This is a genomic window from Arthrobacter sp. G119Y2, assembly GCF_038069765.1.
Taxonomy (GTDB): Bacteria; Actinomycetota; Actinomycetes; order Actinomycetales; family Micrococcaceae; genus Arthrobacter_B.
This window is the reverse complement of the sequence record NZ_JBBPFS010000005.1, coordinates 331,034-351,063: the sequence shown is the minus strand read 5'-3', so window position 1 is coordinate 351,063 and position 20,030 is coordinate 331,034. Positions and strand designations below refer to the sequence as shown.

Below are 20,030 nucleotides of genomic sequence, written 5' to 3'. Positions count from 1 at the left end.
TCAGGCCCCTCGTCAGGCCCCTCGCCGGCTAGTCCAGGACAAAGGGCTTCTTCGCCGGAAGCGGGTGCCGCCGCTTCCACTTGCCCGGCTCCGTGAAGGCCGAAGATCCGATGCTCAGCTTCGTGAAGTCCAGATTCGCGTCGCGCAGCACCACCAGCATGCCCTTGACTGCCTTGGGGACGTCCGGGACCAGGCAGAAGATGTTCAGCTTGCCGGGGACGAATTCACTCTCCTCGACCGATCCCAGCCCCCGCCACGAGAAGTAGGACGCCAGTGCGGTGCTGGCCTTGTACTCGAGGTAGCGGTCCCGTTCCGTGCCTTCGGCGGATTTCAGGGCGTACTGGGCCACGACCCAGTGCTGTTCCTCCGGAGCCAGCTCCGTGTAGCCCAGCTCGGCGGACTTGGCGGCAAAGGCAGCGAACTTCTTTTCAGCTGCGGCTTCATCGATATCGGCAACAACACTGCTGGTTCCCATGTACCCGACGGGTCCCTGGTTGATCATGAACTCTTTGGACTCGGCGTCGTACATCGCTTCGCGGAAGTGCAGGACCCCCTTGCCGTCCCGGTGATACATCACGGTGATGTTGTTCATAGTGCAGAAGCCTTCCTGGCTGGGTAACGCGGTTTGTGGGGTTCAACCTGGTCGAAAAGGAATAAGGACATGCGGGCTTCGCCGGCAGCAGCGGAACTGCCGCTCCGCAGGCGCCTGTACGGCGTCAGGAGCCCGTATGCCTGCCCGGGTGGTAGGAACGCGGCGTCCGCATGCCGGGCCGCTGCAGGGGCACCCAGAGCTTGTACCGGTCCGCACGGTAGTAAGACACGGAATAGTCCACCATCGAACGGGCCACGTACGCATGCCGCTGGATCTTCAGCAGCGGAGCACCGAGCTCGACGTTGAGCAGGCGGGCGGTCGACGCCGACGCGGCGGTTGCCTCGATGGTGTCCTCCCCCCACTCGATCAGCATGCCGTAACGCTCACTAAGCACGCGGTAGAGGGAGGTGGGCGGCTCTTCATCGAGCATTCCGGGAACATGCGAGGCCGGAATGAAGTTCTCGTCAACGCTCATCGGCTCGCCGTCGGCCAGGAGCTGGCGGCGGAACCGGATGACCGGCTGGCCGGGGTCGATCTGCAGCTCCCGTGCCACGAGATGGGACGCGCCAATCTGTTCAAAGCTGAGGACGCGGGCATCCGGCACCATGCCGCGCCGGTGCATTTCCTCGCTGTAGGACGTCAGTTTCACCTGCAGGTCCATCTTGGGACGTGCAACGAAGGTTCCCAGTCCCACCACGCGTTCGAGCACTTCGTCGGCGACCAGTGCATCGATGGCCTGCCGCACCGTCATCCGTGCCACGCCGAAGTGATCGGCCAGCACCCGCTCCGAGGGGATGGCAGTGCCGGCAGCAGCGTGCTGATCCACGAACCGCCGGAGGATGTCCTGCAGCTGCTGGTGTTTGGACACCTCCGACAGAGGGTCGAGCAGCTCAGGGAAGTTCTTGAAGGCCTGGTGCACTAGATACGCCGATTTCCGGAGTCCGCTGCCCTGCTCATACGGTTCCTTTCCTCGGCGATGGTGCTCCCTCAAGGATAACGGCCGCGGACCCGGGCCAGTAACGGCGCTGCGTGTGCTCAGTGCCGGTTGAATCAGTGCAGGTTGAATCGCTCCGTGCAGGTTAAATCAGTGCAGGTTAAACCAGTACAGGTTAAATCAGGGCCTGTTAAACAAACAGAGGACCCGCTCTCTCGAGCGGATCCTCTGTTGAATCCAGGCCATGCCCGGAAGGAAAGTGCCGGAGCCTAGTGTGCGTGGGCTCCGCGGCTGTATTCGAATACCCAGCCGACCAGGGCGATCAGTGACAGGCCTGCACTGATGTACAGGACCCACCAGCCAACGGCCATGCCCAGGAATCCGCCGGCGGCGGAGAGGCCGAGCAGCAGGGGCCACCAGCTCCAGGGGCTGAAGAAGCCCTGCTCACCGGAACCCTCGTGGATTTCGGCGTCGAGCCGGTCTTCCGGACGGGGGCCGATGCGCTTGCCCGTGAAGCCGATGTAAAAGGCGATCATGGCCGACATGCCGGCTGTCAGGAACAGTGCCAGATAGCCCACCGGTTCCATCCACTCGACGAGGTAGCCGTAGACGACGCCGACAACCAGGAAGAACGGCGCCATGTAAGCGAAGAGCTTAGTCTCTACCTTCAATTGACTTTCTCCTTACGGTCACCGGGTCCGAAGACCTTGCCGGCGGCCGACGTGTCGGTCACCGTCTGCTGCAGTTCAGGGTGGTGCAGGTCCAGTGCCGGGCGCTCCGAACGGATGCGCGGCAGGGACGTGAAGTTGTGGCGCGGAGGCGGGCACGAGGTGGCCCACTCCAGCGATCCGCCGAAGCCCCAGGGATCGTCAACTTCAACCTTCTTGCCGTGGCGCCAGGTGATGTACACGTTCCAGAAGAACGGAATCATGGAGGCGCCCAGGAGGAAGGAACCCACGGTGGAGAACTGGTTCATCAGTGTGAAGTTGTCCTCCGGCAGGTAGTCGGCGTAGCGGCGCGGCATGCCAAGCACGCCCAGCCAGTGCTGGATCAGGAACGTTGCGTGGAAGCCGACAAACAGCATCCAGAAGTGGATCTTGCCCAGGCGCTCGTTGAGCATCTTGCCGGTCCACTTCGGCCACCAGAAGTAGAAGCCTGCGAACATCGCGAAGACAACGGTTCCGAAGACCACGTAGTGGAAGTGGGCAACCACGAAGTACGTGTCGGAGACGTGGAAGTCGAGCGGCGGCGAGGCCAGGATGATGCCGGTGAGTCCGCCGAACAGGAAGGTGATCAGGAAGCCGATGCTCCAGAGCATGGGCGTCTCGAACGTAATCGAGCCCCGCCACATGGTGCCTATCCAGTTGAAGAACTTCACGCCGGTTGGCACCGCGATCAGCATCGTCATGAAGGAGAAGAACGGCAGCATGACTGCGCCGGTGACGTACATGTGGTGTGCCCACACGGTGACGGAAAGCGCTGCAATGGCGATCGTGGCGTACACCAGACCCTTGTAACCGAAGATCGGCTTGCGGCTGAAGACCGGGAAGATCTCGGAGACAATGCCGAAGAACGGCAGGGCGATGATGTAAACCTCGGGGTGTCCGAAGAACCAGAACAGGTGCTGCCAGAGGATTGCTCCCCCGCGTTCCGGGTCGAAGATGTGGGCTCCGAAGCGCCGGTCCGCACCCAGTGCGAACAGGGCGGCTGCCAGCGGCGGGAACGCCATCAGGATGAGGATACCGGTCACCAGGGTGTTCCAGGTGAAGATCGGCATGCGCCACATGGTCATGCCCGGGGCACGCATGCAGATGATCGTGGTGATGAAGTTGACCGCACCCAGGATGGTTCCGAAGCCCGAGAGGGCAAGGCCGAACACCCACAAGTCTCCGCCCACGCCCGGAGAGAACGTGGTGTTGGACAGCGGGGCATAGGCGAACCAGCCGAAGGAGGCGGCACCCTGCGGGGTGATGAAGCCGGCAACGGCGATGGTGCTGCCGAAGAGGAAGAACCAGAAGGCCAGGGCGTTCAGGCGGGGGAAGGCAACGTCGGGGGCGCCGATCTGAAGCGGCATCATGACGTTGGCAAAGCCGGAGAACAGCGGCGTTGCGAACATCAGCAGCATCACCGTGCCGTGCATGGTGAAGAGCTGGTTGTACTGCTCCTTGGTCTGCAGGATCTGCATACCGGGTTCAAACAGTTCCGCGCGGATGACCAGGGCCATCACGCCTGCGAGACAGAAGAAAATGAATGACGCGATCAGGTACATGAACCCGATCGTCTTGTGGTCAGTGGAGGTGATCCAACTGACGATGATGCGTCCCTTGGAGACGGGGACGACGCGCGGTGCAACTTGAGTATCTTCCGAAGTGTATTCGAGAGTAGTCACAGCTTTCCTCCTACCTCCTTACTTCGCTTGATTCTGAGTTGTACACGCGGTCGTACTCGGAGCCGACCTGGCCGTCGGGCAGGGTTGCCAGGTACTCGTCGTACTCGGCCTCCGAAACTACCTTGACGTTGAAGAGCATTTCCGAGTGGTACTCGCCGCAGAGCTCGGCGCACTTACCTTCGTAGGTGCCCTCGATGCCGGGAGTGATGTTGATGTAGTTGGTGCGGCCCGGGTAAAGGTCCATCTTCTGCAGGAAGGCGGGAACCCAGAAGGAGTGCTGCACGTCGCGGGAGTTCAGCTGGAGCTCAACCGTCTGGTTGACCGGCAGGTAGAGTGTCGGCATTTCCGACTCTGCCTTCTCCGTGCCGTCCAGGTTCACCTGGACATTGAGGTCGTACTTGTCCTCATTGACATAGTTGAAGTCCCAGGACCACTGCTTACCGCGGACGTCGACGACGACGTCGGGGTCATCTACGCGCTCACTGATGGCGCGGATGTCCTGGTCGGTGAAGTAGAACAACACCAGGACCATGAACAACGGGATCGCCGTGTAGAAGATCTCCAAGGGAAGGTTGTAGCTCATCTGCCGCGGGTAGCCGGTTTCGTTCTTCCGGCGGCGGTAGGCGACGATGCACCAAATGATCAGTGCCCAGGTGAGCACACCAACTGCCAGTGCCGCGATCCATGAATTGACCCAAAGGTCCATGATTCGGCCGGTGTGGTTGGTCATGTCGCGTTCCGTGGGCAACCAGCCTCTTTGGACTTCTGACGAACAACCCGATAAAAACAACGCGCCGGCCGACGTTACGGCTGAGATCTTTAAGATCCTGGCGCGTCGGCTGCTGGTTCGGTCCTGCGAACTCACAGACGGCCCTTCCTCTTGTTACGTGCAAGTGCGGCACAGCAGGCAGACAAAATCCCCCGACTGCGCACGATCAGTTTTACTACTACGTGTAGAGCTTACCCGCACGCGTGGCCATCCAGTGACAGACCGCACCGCGTTGGACGCAAAATACCGTGTATTACGGCACCTGCGGCCGCGGGCTCCCCGTTAGTGAAACGGGGTACCCGTGGCGAAGCTTAGTGGAACGAGTCGCCGCAGGCGCACGATCCGCCGGCGTTGGGGTTGTCGATGGTGAACCCCTGCTTGGAGATGGTGTCCTCGAAGTCGATGGACGCACCGGACAGGTACGGCACGCTCATCTTGTCCACGATGACCTCAACGCCGTCGAAGTCCCGGACGGCGTCGCCGTCGAGGACCCGCTCGTCGAAGTACAGCTGGTAGATCAGGCCCGAGCAGCCGCCGGGCTGGACAGCCACGCGAAGCCGCAGGTCGGTCCGGCCTTCCTGCTCCAACAGGCTGCGCACCTTGCCGGCGGCAACATCGGAGAGGGCAACTTCATGGGTCGGCAGCTCCGTTTCCGGGGCAGCGGCGGCTGCCGCATCCACGCTGGTGCCGGTTTCGCTGGTGGAAGTACTCATTGCTTCTCTCTTTCTTCACGTGGTCCGTGCACGGAAGGGCAGTTGCGCTCCCCCGGGCTCCGGGCCAGTTCATTCTCCATGGTACGTCGGTGCATGCACACAGAGGCAACGCGGCCGGGCCGGAAAAGATTTCCGAACCCGGCCGCGCCGTGCTGCCTACGCCCCTTTCGGGCCGTGCTGCCTACAAGCCTTCGCGGGCCAGCTTGGCCAGCAGCAGCGCTTCGGCCAGCACCGCGTTGCGGAAGTCACCGAGATCCAGGGACTCGTTGGCGCTGTGGGCCCGTGAATCGGGGTCCTCGACGCCGGTGATCAGGATCTGCGCAGCGGGGAACAGTTCGGTGAGGTCGGCAATGAACGGAATGGATCCGCCCATTCCGGACTCCACCGGCTCCACCCCGTCCCAGGCCTCCCGCAGCGCCCACAGGGCGGTCCGCGCGGCAGCAGCCGAGGTGTCCGTGGCGAACGCCTGCCCCTGCTCCCCCGGCGTGAACGTCACCTTCGCACCGAACGGTGCATGGGACTGCACATGACGCTCGACGGCAGCCATGGCCTCGGCCGGGCTCTGCCCCGGGGCAAGCCGCAGGCTGAACTTGGCGCGCGCCTTGGGCTGGATGGTGTTCGAGGACAGTGCCACCGTCGGAACGTCGATGCCGATGATGGACAGGGCCGGCTTGGTCCACAACCGCGAGGCAATCGATCCGGTGCCCGCCAACTGCACGCCGTCGAGCACCGAGGAATCCTCGCGGAAGTCCGCCTCGACGTATTCCACGGCTGCCGTGTCCGAGGAGACGAGGCCCTCAATGGCGACGTCTCCGGCGTCGTCGTGGAAGGTGGCGATCAGGCGAGCCAGCAGCGTGGGCGCATCCAGCACCGGGCCGCCGAACATTCCCGAATGGACGGCGTGGTCCAGGACCTGCACCTCGACCGTGCCGTCCACCAGTCCGCGCAGACTGGTGGTCAGCGCCGGAACGCCCACCTTCCAGTTTCCCGAATCCGCCACGACGATGACGTCGGCTTCGAGCAGGCTGCGGTAGGTTTCCAGGAACGTGCGGAAGGTGGGCGAGCCGGCCTCTTCCTCGCCCTCGATGAACAGGGTGATGCCGACGCCGGAGTCCTCCCCCAGCACCTCGTCAAGCGCGCGGAGGGCTCCGATGTGCGCCATGATCCCGGCTTTGTCATCCGCGGCACCGCGTCCGTAAAGGCGGCCGTTGCGCTCAGTGGCGGTGAAGGGCTCGGACTCCCACAGCGCCAGGTCTCCCGGCGGCTGGACATCGTGGTGCGCGTAGAGCAGCACGGTGGGCTTGCCGTCCCGTGCTGGACGGCGGGCGACGACGGCGGGCCCGCCCGGTTTGCCGTTGTTGTCAACGCGCAGGATCTGCACGTCGGACAGCCCGGCACCGCGGATCAGCGACGCCACGGCCGCGGCGCTCTCGTTGAGGCGCTCCGGGTCAAACGAATCCCAGGCAATGCCGGGAATGGACACGAGCGACTTCAGCTGCTCAACAGTGCGGGGAAAATCAGCGGCCACGGCGGAGCGGAGTGCGTCGATGTCCACTGATGAAGAAGAAGATTCTGGATTCACAGTCATAACAAAACAGTACATGCGGGCCCCCGGTCCGCCGGTGCCGCCGTCAAGGTATCCTAGAGGGGTGTTCGGACGAAAGAATGAAGCGCCCACCGCGCAGGAAACTGTGGACCAGGCTGCTGCGGCAGCCCAGACCAGCTCAGCCCGCACGGCCGCGGGGAAGGGAGCACCCACGCCCAGGCGCCGGGACCAGGTGGCTGCGCGCCAGCGCCCGCTGGTTCCCACCGACCGCAAAGCGGCGAAAAACGCGAACCGCGAGGCCCTGCGTGAAGAGCGCCTGAAGACCCGCGCAGCACTGGATACCGGAGACGAGCGCTACCTTCCCCTGCGCGACAAGGGACCGCAGCGCCGGTTCATCCGCGACGTAGTGGACTCCCGCTGGAACCTGGGCGAGTTTGTCATGATCGCAGCCCTCGTCTTCGTGGTGGTCAGCTTCATCCAGAACCTCACCGTGCAGAGCATTGTCATGCTGGCTTTCTGGGTCCTGATCCTGGCCGTCATCCTCGATTCCTTTATCCTGCGCGCCCTCCTCCGCCGCCGCCTGACCGAGAAGTTCGGCGGCCCCAACTCCGGCGACGTTTGGTACGGCGTATCCCGTGCGCTTCAGCTGCGCCGTTTCCGCCTGCCCAAGGCTTTGGTCAAGCGCGGCGAAAAGCCCGAATAACCGCATTCTTTACCAGATGATGAAGGGCCGCTCCGAAGAGCGGCCCTTCATTTTTGCGTCCGTGTCCTGAGGCCGGTTCAGCAGGCAGGGCTCATCCGGCAGGTGTGACTATCAGCAGGTGTAACTAGGAGCCAGTCGCTATTTCAGCAGCCGGGCCAGGCGGCGGTTGATGCGCGCGGCCCAGAACGGCCCCTGGTACAGGAAGGCGGTGTACCCCTGCACCAGGGTTGCGCCGGCCTTGAGCCGCTCGTGCACGTCGCGGGCTGATTCGACGCCGCCAACAGAAATGATCGCCGGTCCCCCGTCGCCCAGGCCGGCACGCAGCCGCTTCAGCACTTCCAGGGAACGGCGGCGCAGGGGAGCTCCGCTCAGACCGCCCACTCCGCAGGCAATCACCTTTTCCGGGTCGGTCACCAGGCCTTCGCGGGTGATGGTCGTGTTGGTTGCAATCACGCCGTCGAGTCCGAGGTCCAGCGCCAGGCGGGCGACGTCGTCGACGTCGTCATCGCTGAGGTCGGGCGCAATCTTTACCAGCAGCGGCACATGCCGTCCGGCCGCTTCGTCGGCGGCGGCTCCGACGGCCGAGAGCAGCGGGCGCAGGGACTCAATGCTCTGGAGCCGGCGCAGTCCGGGCGTATTGGGTGAGGAAACGTTCACCACGAGGTAATCCGCCTGCGGTGCCAGTTCGCGGGTGCTGATCAGGTAATCGTTCACCGCGTCGGCCAGGTCCACGGACTTGGTTTTGCCGATGTTGATGCCGATCACCGGCCGGTGGCTCCCGTAGGCCGCGGCCAGGGCCTTGCGGGCGGCGGCCACACGGGGAGCCACGGCAGCAGCGCCGTCGTTGTTGAAGCCCATCCGGTTAATGACGGCGCGGTCCTCCACGAGACGGAAGAGCCGCGGCTTGGGGTTCCCCGGCTGCGCCCGCCCCGTCACTGTTCCCACTTCCACGTGGCCAAAGCCCATATTGGTCAGGGCCACAATGCCGGATCCTTCCTTGTCGAATCCGGCGGCCAGGCCGAACGGAGACGGGAAGTCCAGGCCGAAGGCCCGGACCCGAAGGTCCGGTGAGGGACGCATCAGCCGGCGCATCAACGCACCGGCGGGGGTCCCTGCGGAAAGCTTGATCAGGTCAAAGCCAATTCGGTGTGCCTTTTCGGGGTCCATGCCGGCAAAGACGGCACGAAAGAAGGCGGGGTAGACGCGCATGGTTTTATGCTTGCACTGCCGCGGGCCTCCGCCAAATCCGATGGACGACTTCGCTGCTCCGCATCGAGCTGTGCCGGTTCCCGCGCAGCCGGCCCGCGCCTGTCCGGTTCGCTGCTGTCCGGTTCGGTGCTGTCCGGTTCGCTGCTGTCCGGTTCGCTGCAGAAGGGCGGCTACTCTCGATGTATGGGTAGCTATACAGGCACGGGGACCGGCGGCATGCAGTGGAAACCGGACATCCTCGGCGACGGTTACCAGTGTCTGACCCTGGATCTGGGGGAAGATGACGAGGGGCCCGTGGTGGCCACGCTGGTGTCCTACACTCCCGAACCTCCGGCTCCGCCCACCTTCTCCGGCCGGGTGCGGCAGATGCTGCACGGTCTCCGGGCACCCGTGGCAGCGGAGCCGGTTCACGCCGTCCTCTATATCCACGGCTGGAGCGACTACTTCTTCCAGACGGAGCTGGCCCACTTCTGGAGCGGCCTCGGTGCCGCCTTTTATGCACTGGACCTGCGCAAGTACGGCCGGAGCCTGCTGCCGGGCCAGTCCGAAGGCTTCACTCTGGACCTGCAGGAGTACGACGCCGACATTGAGGCTGCGCTGGCAGCCCTGACGGCACACATCAGGGAACACCGCGGTCCGGACACCCCGGTGCGGATATCCCTGATGGCGCACTCCACCGGCGGTCTGGTGGCCTCACTGTGGGCGCACCGGAACCCCGGCCGCATCGAAGCCCTGATCCTGAACAGCCCGTGGCTGGAGCTGCGCGGCTCCTGGATGGTGCGCAACGCAACGGCCTCACTGCTGGAACCGCTCGCCCGGCTGCGGCCCAAGGCCCGGCTGAAGGTCCCCGAAATGGACTACTACTGGCGCAGCATCAGCCGTGAAGCGGACGGCGAATGGGATCCGGACCCGGAGCTGAAACCGCCGGGGAGCTGGCCGATCCGGGCCGGGTGGATCACCGCGGTGCTCAGCGGCCACGCCCAGGTGGCGCGCGGCCTGGATATTCGGGTGCCCATCCTGCTGATGGCCTCAACCAGCTCGGTCATGGCCGGACTCTGGAACGAGAACATGAAAACCGCGGACACCATCCTGGACGTGAACCTGATGGTGCAGCGCGGGCTGCTGCTGGGTCCGCAGGTCACCGTATACCGGTTCGAAAACGCTCTGCACGATGTCCTGCTGTCGGCGGGACCGGTGCGGCGCCGGGTCTATGGAAAGCTCGAGCAGTGGGCGAGGGCCTTCATGCTGAAAAGCTAGCTGCCCGGCCCTGCACCGAATGAACGCCGGTCAGTCACGCACGCCAACGGCGGCGTCGTGCAGGACGAAGGTTGCAAACCCCAGCTCGCGCCGTGCACCGCTCAGCCAGGCGTCGCGATTCTCACGTGCAGCGGCGAATGCCTGGTCACGATCCTCGGTCGTCGAGGCCTCCCGCACGGCCCAGTCGACGAGTGATCCGGTCCAGCTGAACTGGTAGTCGTCCCACTCAGCCAACGTGCTGACGTGCCCGTACGACGGCTCGAACCCGTGCTCATGGAAGGCTCGCACGAGGCCGGCAAGGTCGGGATAGGCGTCGGCGGAAACCCCAAGCGCTGCCAGCGCAGAAGCCGACGGGGTGCCCTCCCAGATGCTGTCGCCGATCAGCGCCTGGCCACCGGGGCGCAGGTGCCGCCGGACAGCGCCCAGCATGTCCTCCAGCCGGCCGAAGGCGTGGCTCGCACCGACACACAGCACCACGTCGAAGACCCCGTCGTTCCAGGTGGCGGCATCCGTCTCGATCCAGCGCACCCGGTCGCTCAGCTTGCGCTCGTCGGCACGCCGGGCGGCAGAGGCCGGGACCATCTGGTCGATCCCTACGCCGGTGGTTCTGGGGTGGGTGAGTAGCAGCTCCTGCAGCCACTCCCCCTCGCCGCACCCGAGGTCAACGGCGCGGGCGCTCTCGCCCGGGCTCAGCCAGCTGACCAGTTCGCGCAGCCGCCCGGGCGCCACCGGCGCCGCGATTGGATGGCGCAGGTGGGCAATGTCGAACATCTCGGAGCGCTCCATCTCAGCGACGCTACAGGATTCAGCCGTGGCCGAGAGACACCCCGGAGTGAGGCGCGCGGTTCCCGCTCCCCCCTCCGCCCCCGGCGTCGAGCTGTTCGGCGCGGGTCTGGACAGACGCCGCGGCCTCGGCCCAGCTAGGCCGGGGAGGCCTGGTCCACCGCTCCCCCGTACCGCCGGTCGCGCCGTGCGTAGATCTCCACGGCTTCCCAGAGCGTGCGACGGTCCACGTCGGGCCACAGGGTGTTCATGAAGACCATCTCCGCGTACGCGGACTGCCAGAGCATGAAGTTGGACAGCCGCTGTTCGCCGGAGGTCCGCAGGAAGAGATCCACGTCCGGCAGGTCCGGTTCGTCCAGGTATTTCTGGATGGTTTTTTCCGTTATGGATCCCGGGCGCAGCTTGCCGCGGGCGACGTCGGCGGCGATGGCGGACACTGCGTCCGTGATCTCGGCCCGCCCCCCGTAGTTCACGCACATGTTCAGGGTGCACACGGTGTTGTCCCGGGTGGCTTCTTCGGCAATCTCCAGTTCCTTGACCACCGACTGCCAGAGCCGCGGGCGGCGGCCGGACCAGCGGATGCGGACGCCCCACTCGCTGAGCTGGTCGCGCTGGCGGCGCAGCACGTCCCGGCTGAACCCCATCAGGAAGCGGACCTCTTCCGGGGAACGCTTCCAGTTCTCCGTGGAGAAGGCATAAACGGAGACGTGCCTGATCCCCATCTCGACCGCGCCGGCCATGACGTCCAGGAGTGCGGCTTCACCGGCACGGTGGCCTTCGGTGCGGGGCAGTCCGCGCTGGTTGGCCCAGCGTCCGTTGCCGTCCATGACGATGGCAACGTGTTGCGGCACCAGGTCGGCGGGAACCGGCGGCGGCACTGCCCCGGAGGGGTGCGGCGCAGGACGGGCTGCCGGAGGGGAACCTACGGAAGGGGACTTTGAACGCAAGCTTAGACACGCTCCACATGTTGAAGTGATTTGACGACCCGTTCCAGGTGCCATTGAAGGTAGCTGCCCACCAGGCCGGCCGATTCCCGCCGCGGCTGCTGCCCGGCGTCGTCGGCGGTTTTCCAGTCGCCGGAGAGCAGGGCTGCCAGGAGAACCATGGTCTCGGGCGAGGGCGAGGCTGCACCCGGGGGACGGCATGCCGAACAAACCGCACCGCCCAGGGCCGGGGAAAACGCCGAATGCGGTCCCGGAGCCCCGCAGCGGGCGCACGCCGTGAAGCTCGGCGCCCAGCCTGCGGTGGCCAGGGCGCGCAGCAGGTACGAGTCCAGGATCAGCTCCGGAGCGTGGGCTCCGCGGTTCAGGGCCGCCAGTGCGCCGATCACCAGGTGGTAGTGGGCATTGGCCGATTCGCCGTCGACGTCGGTGAGCCGCTCCGCGGTCTCCGCAATGGCTGCGGCCGCGGTGTAGCGGGCATAATCCGACACGATTCCGTGCCCGTAGGCGCCCAGGGTCGTGGCCTGGGTAACGATGTCCAGGTTCCGCCCCGAGGAGAGCATCAGATCCGCCACCATGAACGGCTCCAGCCGGGCACCGAACTTGCTCGAAGTTCGGCGCACCCCCTTGGCCACGGCGCGCACCTGTCCATGGCTGCGTGTCAGCAGCACCAGGATACGGTCCGCCTCACCCAGCTTGTGGGTGCGCAGGATGACGCCCTCGTCCCGATAGGTCCGGGAAGCAAATGATTTTCCTGCCACCGTCTTATTTTCCCACGTTCGGCCGGAAGTGCGGCGCACCCGGGCACCGAAGGTGTCCGGGTGCGCCCGCCGCGGCGGTATTCCGGATCAGGACCGGTCGCGGATTGCCCGGTTCACCGCGGAAATCACGGCCTTGAGCGCCGACATGGTGGTGTTGGAATCAATCCCTACGCCCCAGAGCACCCGCTCCCCCACGGCCAGTTCCACGTACGCGGCCGCAGCGGCGTTTCCGCTCGCGGAGAGGGCATGCTCGGTGTAGTCCAGCAGCCGGACGTCGATGCCGTCTTCGCCCAGGATTTCCAGCAGCGCGGCGATGGGGCCGGTGCCGGTCGCCGTGCGCTTCTGCTGGACGCCGCCGTTCATCAGCGATGCGGTCAGCTTGAAGGTGCCGTCCTCGGCGGTGTCCGCGTTCACCGAGGTGAGTGCGTAGTGTCCCCACGGTTCGCCGCCGGACTCCGGCGTGTTCGGCAGGTACTCGTCCTGGAAGACCTTCCACAGCTCGGCACCGGTAACCTCGCCGCCGGCGGTGTCGGTCCTGCGCTGGACGACGCCGGAAAACTCGATCTGGGCGCGCCGCGGCAGGTCCATGTTGTGCTCGTTCTTGAGCAGGTAGGCCACGCCGCCCTTGCCGGACTGGCTGTTGACCCTGATGACGGCTTCGTAGCTGCGGCCGATGTCCTTGGGGTCGATGGGCAGGTACGGAACTGCCCAGGGAATGTCGTCCACGGTGGTGCCGGCAGCAGCGGCGTCCTTCTCCATGGACTCGAAGCCCTTCTTGATGGCGTCCTGGTGCGATCCGGAGAACGCGGTGAACACCAGGTCCCCGCCGTAGGGGGAACGCTCGGGAACGGGCAGCTGGTTGCAGTATTCGACGGTGCGGCGGACGTGGTCAATGTCCGAGAAATCGATCTCCGGGTCCACGCCCTGGCTGAACATGTTCATGCCGAGGGTGACCAGGTCCACGTTCCCGGTCCGTTCCCCGTTGCCGAAGAGGCAGCCCTCAATGCGGTCGGCGCCGGCCAGGTAGCCCAGTTCGGCGGCGGCGACGCCGGTTCCCCGGTCATTGTGCGGGTGCAGGGAGAGGATGATGGAGTCCCGGTTGGCGAGGTTGCGGTGCATCCACTCGATGGAGTCGGCGTACACGTTGGGGGTGGCCATCTCCACCGTTGCCGGCAGGTTCAGGATCATCTGCCGGTCCGGAGAGGCGTCCAGCACCCCGGCGACGGCGTTGGAGATGCGCAGGGCGAAGTCCAGTTCCGTGCCGGTGTAGGACTCGGGCGAGTACTCGTAGGTCACCTCGACCCCGCGCAGCTGCTCCTCATACTTTCTGCACAGCCGGGCGCCCGAGAGCGCGATGTCCACGATGCCGTCCTGGTCGGTGTTGAAGACGACCTTGCGCTGCAGCACCGAGGTGGAGTTGTACAGGTGCACGATGGCCCGGTCCGCTCCTTCGAGCGAGTCATAGGTGCGCTCGATCAGGTGCTCGCGGGACTGGGTGAGCACCTGGATGGTGACGTCGTCCGGGATCCGGTCGCCTTCGATCAGCTGGCGGACGAAGTCGAAATCGAGCTGGGAGGCGGAGGGGAACCCGACCTCGATTTCCTTGTAGCCCATCTTCACCAGCAGATCGAACATTTTGTGCTTGCGCTCAGGACTCATGGGATCGATCAGGGCCTGGTTGCCGTCCCGCAGGTCCACCGCGCACCAGCGCGGCGCCTTGGTGATGAGCTTGTCCGGCCACGTCCGGTCCGGGAGTTCAAAACTGATCTGGTCCTGGAAGGGAACGTACTTGGAGATGGGCATTCCCGAGGGCTGCTGTGCATTTCGCATGTCTGGTGGGGCCTTTTCTAGGAGTTCAGAAGAGCGGCCGGGCAACACAAACTCCGCAGCGAGGGGCGGCCTATTTGGTGGTTATGGCCCCGCCGCGGCAGCTAAGGAGAAGAAGCTCTGCGCGCACGTGACCACCCTAACAGCAGCCTGTGGGGCTGCCCAATTGTTAATTGCCAAACGCCGTCTGGCACGTAACCTGGGCCGCGGTCTGGCCGCTCAGTCCGCCCACGTCGCCGGCGTCGGGCATGGTGGTCCCGGTGGTGAAGTCCTCTCCCACCTGCACGCTCACGCCGTTGACCAGGTTGCTGGCCATGACCTGCACGGCCGGAACGCCGAGTGCTGCGGCCACCTGTTCGGCCATTTCAAGGTAACCGGGGCCATGGAAAATCTGGGTCGCCGGGCTGGAGTCGTCGATCCGGCCGGCGGCATCCGCCAGCGCGTAGCCCTGCGAGAGCAGGTGGGCGGCCAGGACCTGGTCACGCGATTCCGTGCCGGCGTCCGCGGTGCTGCCGGTGGCATCGAGGATCCGGACCGGAATGGTCGCGGGGTCAAACAGCGGTGCTTCCTCCGCCGGGACGGACGGGGTGCCGTCAGCGGGGGCCGTAGCGTCCGGCTCCGGTTCGGGAGCAGGCTCCGTAATGTCCCGGTCCTCCACCAGAGCGGTAAAGAGCGGCTCGGAGACTGCTTCGTCCAGGACCAGCCGGTTGTTGTCGTATTCGTACGGCACCACCGGGGCGGTAACAAAGGCCACCCGGCTGAGGTCAACATCCTTCAGCCGGCCGGCGAGGGCAATCAGCGACGTCGGGTTGGTCAGTTCCTTATCGACGGTCAGGTTCCGGGTGACCGTCTCGGCGATGGAATAGAGCTTGGGCAGGTTATTGAGCGTGCCCTCGTCCTGGACCTTCCGGACCATGGAGGCCAGGAAACTCTGCTGCGCCCGGATTCGGCCCTCATCGCCGCCGTTGCCGAAACCGTGGCGGGTCCGCAGGAAGGCCAGGGCCTGGTCGCCCTGCACGCTGCTGACGCCGGCGGGAAGGCTCAGTCCGGAGAGTTCGTCCTCCACCGGCTGGTTAACACAGACCTCAACGCCGCCCAGGGTGTTGGAGAGTTCCTTCACCGCGTCAAAGTCGGCCATCATGAAGTGGTCGATGCTCAGGCCCGTGAGCTCGTTGATGGCGGCCACGGTGCAGCCCGGCCCGCCGTTGCCCAGGGCGCCGTTGATCTGCGCGAGGTCCATGGCCGGGTAGGTGGTTCCGGTTTCCGGATCGGTGCAGGCAGGCAGCGGGACCAGCAGGTCGCGGGGGAAACTGACCACCGTGACGTGGGACCGGTCCGCTGACATGTTGGCCAGCATCATGACGTCGGAGTTGTTGCTTTCCTGGCCGTCGCGGTTATCCGTACCCAAGATCAGGATCTGCAGCGGATCCGTGTTGGAGTCCACCGGCGGCGCTGACTCCTGACCGGAGCCGAGGTTCAGCGGTTTGGTGTCCAGGTTGTTCTGCAGGCGGATAACCTGCACACCCACAAAGACCAGACCCGAAACCAGGGTCAGGGACAGAATCATGGCCGCGGCCCGCAGCACGGCGTGCGGAGCGCCGCGGCGCCCCAGATGCCGGCCGCCGGGGTTTTGCGATCCGGAGGCTCCGGACACTGAGTTTCCGGAGGGACCGGCACCCGTTACGGCACGGCGAGATGACATGAGCCGGTCCCCTTCAATGATTCGTGTTCTGATTCGTGGTCAACGACGGTGACTTGCACCTGAATGTTCAAAGTGTACGCGGCGACCCTGAAAAGAAAATTCAGGGTACCCGCATTCCGCCGGGGTTAGAAGCCCAGCTTCACCAGCTGCTTGGGATCCCGCTGCCAGTCCTTCGCGATCTTGACGTGCAGGTCAAGGTAGATGCGGGTGCCAAGGAGCGCTTCGATGGCCAGCCGTGCATTGGTGCCGACTTCCCGCAGCCGGGCGCCGCCCTTGCCGATGATGATGGCCTTCTGGGAAGACCTTTCCACGTACAGGTTTACCCGGATGTCCAGCAGCTGGTTGTCTTCGGAACGTCCCTCGCGGGGAACAATCTCGTCCACCACAACGGCCAGGGAGTGGGGAAGCTCATCGCGGACGCCTTCCAGCGCGGCTTCACGGATCAGTTCGGCGACCATGACCGCTTCCGGCTCATCGGTCAGTTCGCCGTCCGGGTATAGCGGCGGCGAGGACGGCATGTAGCCGGAGAGGACCTCGGCGACGGTGTCCACCTGGAAACCGTCCGCTGCGGATACCGGCACGATGTCGGCCCATCCGGCCTCGCCCAGGACCTCATTGCCCAGGGCCGTCACAGCCATGAGCTGCTTGGCCAGGGCCGCCCGGTCCACGAGGTCGGTCTTGGTAACCAGCGCCACCACCGGCTTTTTCTTCAGCGCAGCAAGCTGCTTTGCGATGTACCGGTCGCCGGGGCCCACTGCTTCATTGGCCGGGAGGCAGAAACCGATGGCATCCACCTCGGAGAGGGTGTCGGCCACCAGGTCGTTCAGCCGCTTGCCCAGCAGCGTCCGGGGCCGGTGCAGTCCCGGAGTGTCCACGAGGATCAGCTGGGAGTCCTCGCGGTGCACAATCCCGCGGATGGTGTGGCGCGTGGTCTGGGGCTTGGAGGAGGTGATGGCCACCTTCTGGCCCACCAGGGCGTTGGTCAGCGTGGATTTTCCGGCGTTGGGCCGGCCCACGAGCGAGACAAAGCCGGCGCGGAATTGTGGATCAGTCATTGCGGGGTACCAATTCTGTTGAATGGACGCGGGAGGGTTCCCTGCCGTCGTCGTATTGTGCGTCTGTGTCAGCGTCGCGGTGCTGTTTCCAGGCGATGATGTGGGACACGCGGTTGCGGCGGCCTTCCAGGCGCTCGGCATGGAGCACGACGCCGTCGACCACCACCTCGCTGCCGACAATCGGCACGCGGCCCAGGGCCTTGGCCAGCAGGCCGCCCACGGTGTCCACCTCGTCGTCCTCGAGGTCGACGTCGAACAGTTCGCCGAGATCATCAATGCCGGCGCGGGAACTGATGCGGTAGCGTCCCCCGCCGAGGTTCTCGATCTCCGGGCGCTCGGAGTCGTACTCGTCGACGATCTCGCCCACGATCTCTTCGATCAGGTCCTCCAGGGTGACCAGGCCGGCGGTTCCGCCGTATTCGTCGATCACCACCGCCACATGGGTGGATTCGCGCTGCAGCTCCTGCAGCAGTTCGCTGACCGCCTTGGATTCGGGAACGTACCGCACGCCGCGCGCAAACTCCTCCACACGGCGGACCGTGGCCTCTGAAGGATTGGAGTGCATCTGCGCGGCCACGTCCTTCAGGTAGAGGATGCCCAGAATCTGGTCGGCGCTGTCCTCAATCACGGGAACGCGGGAGTAGCCGGAGCGCAGGAACAGGGACATCGCCTGCCGCAGGTTGGACCCGGCGTCGATGCAGACCATGTCGGTGCGGGGCACCATCACGGAACGGACCTTCGTGTCTCCCAGTTCGAAGACGGAGTGGATGAGCTCGGCCTCCGTATTTTCGATCATGTCCGCTTCGGACGCACGGTCCAGCAGTTCACGGAATTCCTCCTCCGTGAAGAAGGCGGCATCGGGCCCCTGCGTGCCCGGCGCGACGGCGGTGCCCAGGCGGACGAGCCAGCCCGGCACCGGCCCCAGCACCACGCGCAGGAACCGTACCATTCCGGCGGTCAGGACGACGACGCCGGTGACGTGCTTGCGGCCGATCTGGCGGGGCGAAACGCCCACCAGTACGAAACCGATTCCGGCCATCACCACCGTGGCGAGCAGACCGGCCAGCCAGATGTTGTCCAGGAGCATCTGGAACAGCGTTGCCACGGAGACGGCCGTGGCCATTTCGAACCAGACACGCCAGAACCGCAGTGCGTGCATGTGCGCCACGGGGTGCTGCAGGATTCTGCGCAGCGGCTTGCCGGCCTTGCCGTGCAGCAGTGCCTCGGCCTCGTGCCGCGGCAGGTAGCCGTACGCGGATTCAGCGGCTGTGAGCAGCCCGGCCAGGACCATGAAGGCCACGGCCATGAAAATCAGCAGGGCAAAACTCAACTGCGCGTCTCCTTCGGGGCTTCCCGGCCCAGGTAGTAGGAGAGGAGCTCGCGCTGCAGTCCGAACATTTCCCGTTCTTCTTCGGGTTCGGCGTGGTCATAGCCGAGCAGGTGCAGCACGCCGTGCGTGGTCAGCAGCAGCAGCTCCTCCTGCATGCTGTGCCCTGCCGTCTCCGCCTGTTCGGCGGCGACCTGCGGACACAGCACGATATCGCCGAGGACTCCCGCCGGCGTCACGCGTCCGGGGACGCCGGGGCGCAGTTCATCCATCGGGAAGGAGAGGACGTCGGTGGCCCCGGGGATGTCCATCCATTCAATGTGCAGCTTCTCCATGGCTTCCTCGTCCACCAAAATAATGGAGAGTTCCGCTTCCGGATGCACGTACAGATTTTCCAGCAGGTACCGTCCCAGCAGGGAGAGTTCCTCTTCATCCACCGCGACGGCCGACTCGTTGTTAACCTCGATGCTCATTTGGCGTTCCCCCGCCCCGAGGTGCGGCGGTTTCCGGCGGCAGCATCACTGCTGCGCCTGGACTCGTCCCATTCGCTGTAAGCGGTGACAATGCTGCTGACCAGGGAATGCCGGACCACGTCCGAGGCGTGAAGTTCAGAGAAGGACACGTCGTCGATGTCGCCGAGGATGTCGTGGACGATCCGCAGGCCGGAGGCCGTCCCGCCGGGGAGGTCCACCTGGGTGACGTCGCCCGTCACCACCATCTTGGAGCCGAACCCCAGCCGGGTCAGGAACATCTTCATCTGCTCGGGGGTGGTGTTCTGCGCTTCGTCCAGGATGATGAAGGCGTCGTTGAGGGTACGTCCGCGCATGTACGCCAGCGGAGCCACTTCGATGGTTCCGGCGGCCATCAGCCGCGGAATCGAGTCCGGGTCCATCATGTCGTGCAGCGCGTCGTAAAGCGGGCGCAGGTAAGGATCGATCTTGTCGCTGAGCGTTCCGGGCAGGAAGCCCAGGCGCTCTCCGGCCTCAACCGCGGGGCGGGTCAGGATGATCCTGCTGACTTCCTTCTGCTGCAGCGCCTGGACCGCCTTCGCCATGGCGAGGTAGGTCTTGCCGGTGCCGGCCGGCCCGATCCCGAACACGATGGTGTTCCGGTCGATCGCATCAACGTAGTTCTTCTGGTTCAGCGTCTTGGGACGGATGGTGCGGCCGCGGGTGGACAGGATGTTCTGGGTGAGGACTTCCGCCGGACGCGACGCACTCTGGTCCCTGAGCATGGTGATGAGCTGTTCCAGGAGCTGCGGGGTGACCTTGGTCTGGCTGCGTGCCAGTGTCCGTACCTCGGTGACCAGCCGGTGGGTACGCTCCACCGCGGGTGCCGGACCGGAGATCGAAAGCTCATTGCCCCGCACGTGCAGGCTGACTTCCGGATAAGCGGCCTCGATGATTTTGAGTGCCTCGTCATTGGCACCCAGTGACTGGACCATGTGTTCAGTGGAATCAAAGACAATGGTCTGCTGATCCAGCCCGATGGTGCCAATTCCTGAGGATTCAGTCATATATTC

Annotated in this window: 19 protein-coding genes; 2 read left to right on the top strand and 17 right to left on the bottom strand. The window is 65.0% G+C overall.

What is annotated here, in order from left to right; genetic code table 11:
• Positions 1 to 28 precede the first annotated feature (28 nt).
• The 7 genes from WKB88_RS13375 to WKB88_RS13345 form a co-directional block, all read right to left on the bottom strand.
• Complete coding sequence (locus WKB88_RS13375; RefSeq protein WP_341395029.1) at positions 29 to 592, bottom strand: hypothetical protein; 564 nt, start codon at positions 590 to 592, stop codon at positions 29 to 31.
• 124 nt (positions 593 to 716) lie between these two features.
• A complete protein-coding gene (locus tag WKB88_RS13370) occupies positions 717 to 1,460 on the bottom strand; it encodes a GntR family transcriptional regulator (RefSeq protein WP_341395028.1) in 744 nt (247 codons plus the stop codon).
• Positions 1,461 to 1,795: 335 nt separating this feature from the next.
• Positions 1,796 to 2,197, bottom strand: a complete 402-nt coding sequence (locus WKB88_RS13365; RefSeq protein WP_341395027.1) for a cytochrome c oxidase subunit 4 — start codon at positions 2,195 to 2,197, stop codon at positions 1,796 to 1,798.
• Positions 2,194 to 3,915, bottom strand: a complete 1,722-nt coding sequence (gene ctaD, locus WKB88_RS13360; RefSeq protein WP_341395026.1) for an aa3-type cytochrome oxidase subunit I — start codon at positions 3,913 to 3,915, stop codon at positions 2,194 to 2,196. The genes WKB88_RS13365 and ctaD overlap by 4 nt, the downstream gene beginning before the upstream one ends.
• A 10-nt stretch (positions 3,916 to 3,925) precedes the next feature.
• Positions 3,926 to 4,780 carry an aa3-type cytochrome oxidase subunit II gene (gene ctaC, locus WKB88_RS13355; protein WP_341395025.1) on the bottom strand — a complete coding sequence of 285 codons (855 nt, stop codon included), beginning with the start codon at positions 4,778 to 4,780 and terminating at the stop codon, positions 3,926 to 3,928.
• 215 nt (positions 4,781 to 4,995) lie between these two features.
• On the bottom strand, positions 4,996 to 5,397 hold the full coding sequence (locus tag WKB88_RS13350; protein ID WP_341395024.1) for a HesB/IscA family protein: 402 nt from the start codon (positions 5,395 to 5,397) through the stop codon (positions 4,996 to 4,998).
• 181 nt (positions 5,398 to 5,578) lie between these two features.
• Positions 5,579 to 6,985, bottom strand: a complete 1,407-nt coding sequence (locus tag WKB88_RS13345; protein WP_341395023.1) for a dipeptidase — start codon at positions 6,983 to 6,985, stop codon at positions 5,579 to 5,581.
• Positions 6,986 to 7,046: 61 nt separating this feature from the next.
• Between WKB88_RS13345 and WKB88_RS13340 the strand changes: the two genes are divergently transcribed.
• Positions 7,047 to 7,646, top strand: a complete 600-nt coding sequence (locus WKB88_RS13340) for a DUF3043 domain-containing protein (protein WP_341395022.1) — start codon at positions 7,047 to 7,049, stop codon at positions 7,644 to 7,646.
• Between the two features lie 138 nt (positions 7,647 to 7,784).
• Here WKB88_RS13340 and WKB88_RS13335 read toward each other — a convergent pair whose 3' ends face one another.
• Entirely contained in the window at positions 7,785 to 8,855 is a 1,071-nt protein-coding gene (locus WKB88_RS13335; protein ID WP_341395021.1) for a quinone-dependent dihydroorotate dehydrogenase, read from the bottom strand.
• A 183-nt stretch (positions 8,856 to 9,038) separates the two neighbouring features.
• Here WKB88_RS13335 and WKB88_RS13330 point away from each other — a divergent pair, with 183 nt between their 5' ends.
• Positions 9,039 to 10,112: an alpha/beta hydrolase gene (locus WKB88_RS13330; RefSeq protein ID WP_341395020.1), complete on the top strand. Its 1,074-nt coding sequence runs from the start codon at positions 9,039 to 9,041 to the stop codon at positions 10,110 to 10,112.
• A gap of 30 nt (positions 10,113 to 10,142) precedes the next feature.
• Here WKB88_RS13330 and WKB88_RS13325 read toward each other — a convergent pair whose 3' ends face one another.
• From WKB88_RS13325 to WKB88_RS13285, 9 genes are all read right to left on the bottom strand, one after another.
• Positions 10,143 to 10,898, bottom strand: coding sequence for a class I SAM-dependent methyltransferase (locus tag WKB88_RS13325; protein ID WP_341395019.1), 756 nt, complete (start codon positions 10,896 to 10,898; stop codon positions 10,143 to 10,145).
• 134 nt (positions 10,899 to 11,032) lie between these two features.
• Positions 11,033 to 11,896 (bottom strand): isoprenyl transferase, encoded by an 864-nt coding sequence (locus tag WKB88_RS13320; RefSeq protein WP_445818921.1) that lies wholly within the window; start codon positions 11,894 to 11,896, stop codon positions 11,033 to 11,035.
• On the bottom strand, positions 11,845 to 12,597 hold the full coding sequence (gene recO / locus WKB88_RS13315) for a DNA repair protein RecO (protein WP_341395017.1): 753 nt from the start codon (positions 12,595 to 12,597) through the stop codon (positions 11,845 to 11,847). Before recO ends, WKB88_RS13320 begins: the two co-directional genes overlap by 52 nt.
• A gap of 87 nt (positions 12,598 to 12,684) precedes the next feature.
• A complete protein-coding gene (leuA, locus tag WKB88_RS13310; RefSeq protein WP_341395016.1) occupies positions 12,685 to 14,427 on the bottom strand; it encodes a 2-isopropylmalate synthase in 1,743 nt (580 codons plus the stop codon).
• Positions 14,428 to 14,593: 166 nt separating this feature from the next.
• Complete coding sequence (locus tag WKB88_RS13305; protein ID WP_341395015.1) at positions 14,594 to 16,126, bottom strand: LCP family protein; 1,533 nt, start codon at positions 16,124 to 16,126, stop codon at positions 14,594 to 14,596.
• Between the two features lie 125 nt (positions 16,127 to 16,251).
• Positions 16,252 to 17,181, bottom strand: a complete 930-nt coding sequence (era, locus tag WKB88_RS13300) for a GTPase Era (protein ID WP_341395014.1) — start codon at positions 17,179 to 17,181, stop codon at positions 16,252 to 16,254.
• On the bottom strand, positions 17,174 to 18,511 hold the full coding sequence (locus WKB88_RS13295; protein ID WP_341395013.1) for a hemolysin family protein: 1,338 nt from the start codon (positions 18,509 to 18,511) through the stop codon (positions 17,174 to 17,176). The genes era and WKB88_RS13295 overlap by 8 nt, the downstream gene beginning before the upstream one ends.
• Positions 18,508 to 18,981: an rRNA maturation RNase YbeY gene (gene ybeY / locus WKB88_RS13290; protein ID WP_341395012.1), complete on the bottom strand. Its 474-nt coding sequence runs from the start codon at positions 18,979 to 18,981 to the stop codon at positions 18,508 to 18,510. Before ybeY ends, WKB88_RS13295 begins: the two co-directional genes overlap by 4 nt.
• Positions 18,978 to 20,024: a PhoH family protein gene (locus WKB88_RS13285; RefSeq protein ID WP_341395011.1), complete on the bottom strand. Its 1,047-nt coding sequence runs from the start codon at positions 20,022 to 20,024 to the stop codon at positions 18,978 to 18,980. Before WKB88_RS13285 ends, ybeY begins: the two co-directional genes overlap by 4 nt.
• Positions 20,025 to 20,030 lie beyond the last annotated feature (6 nt).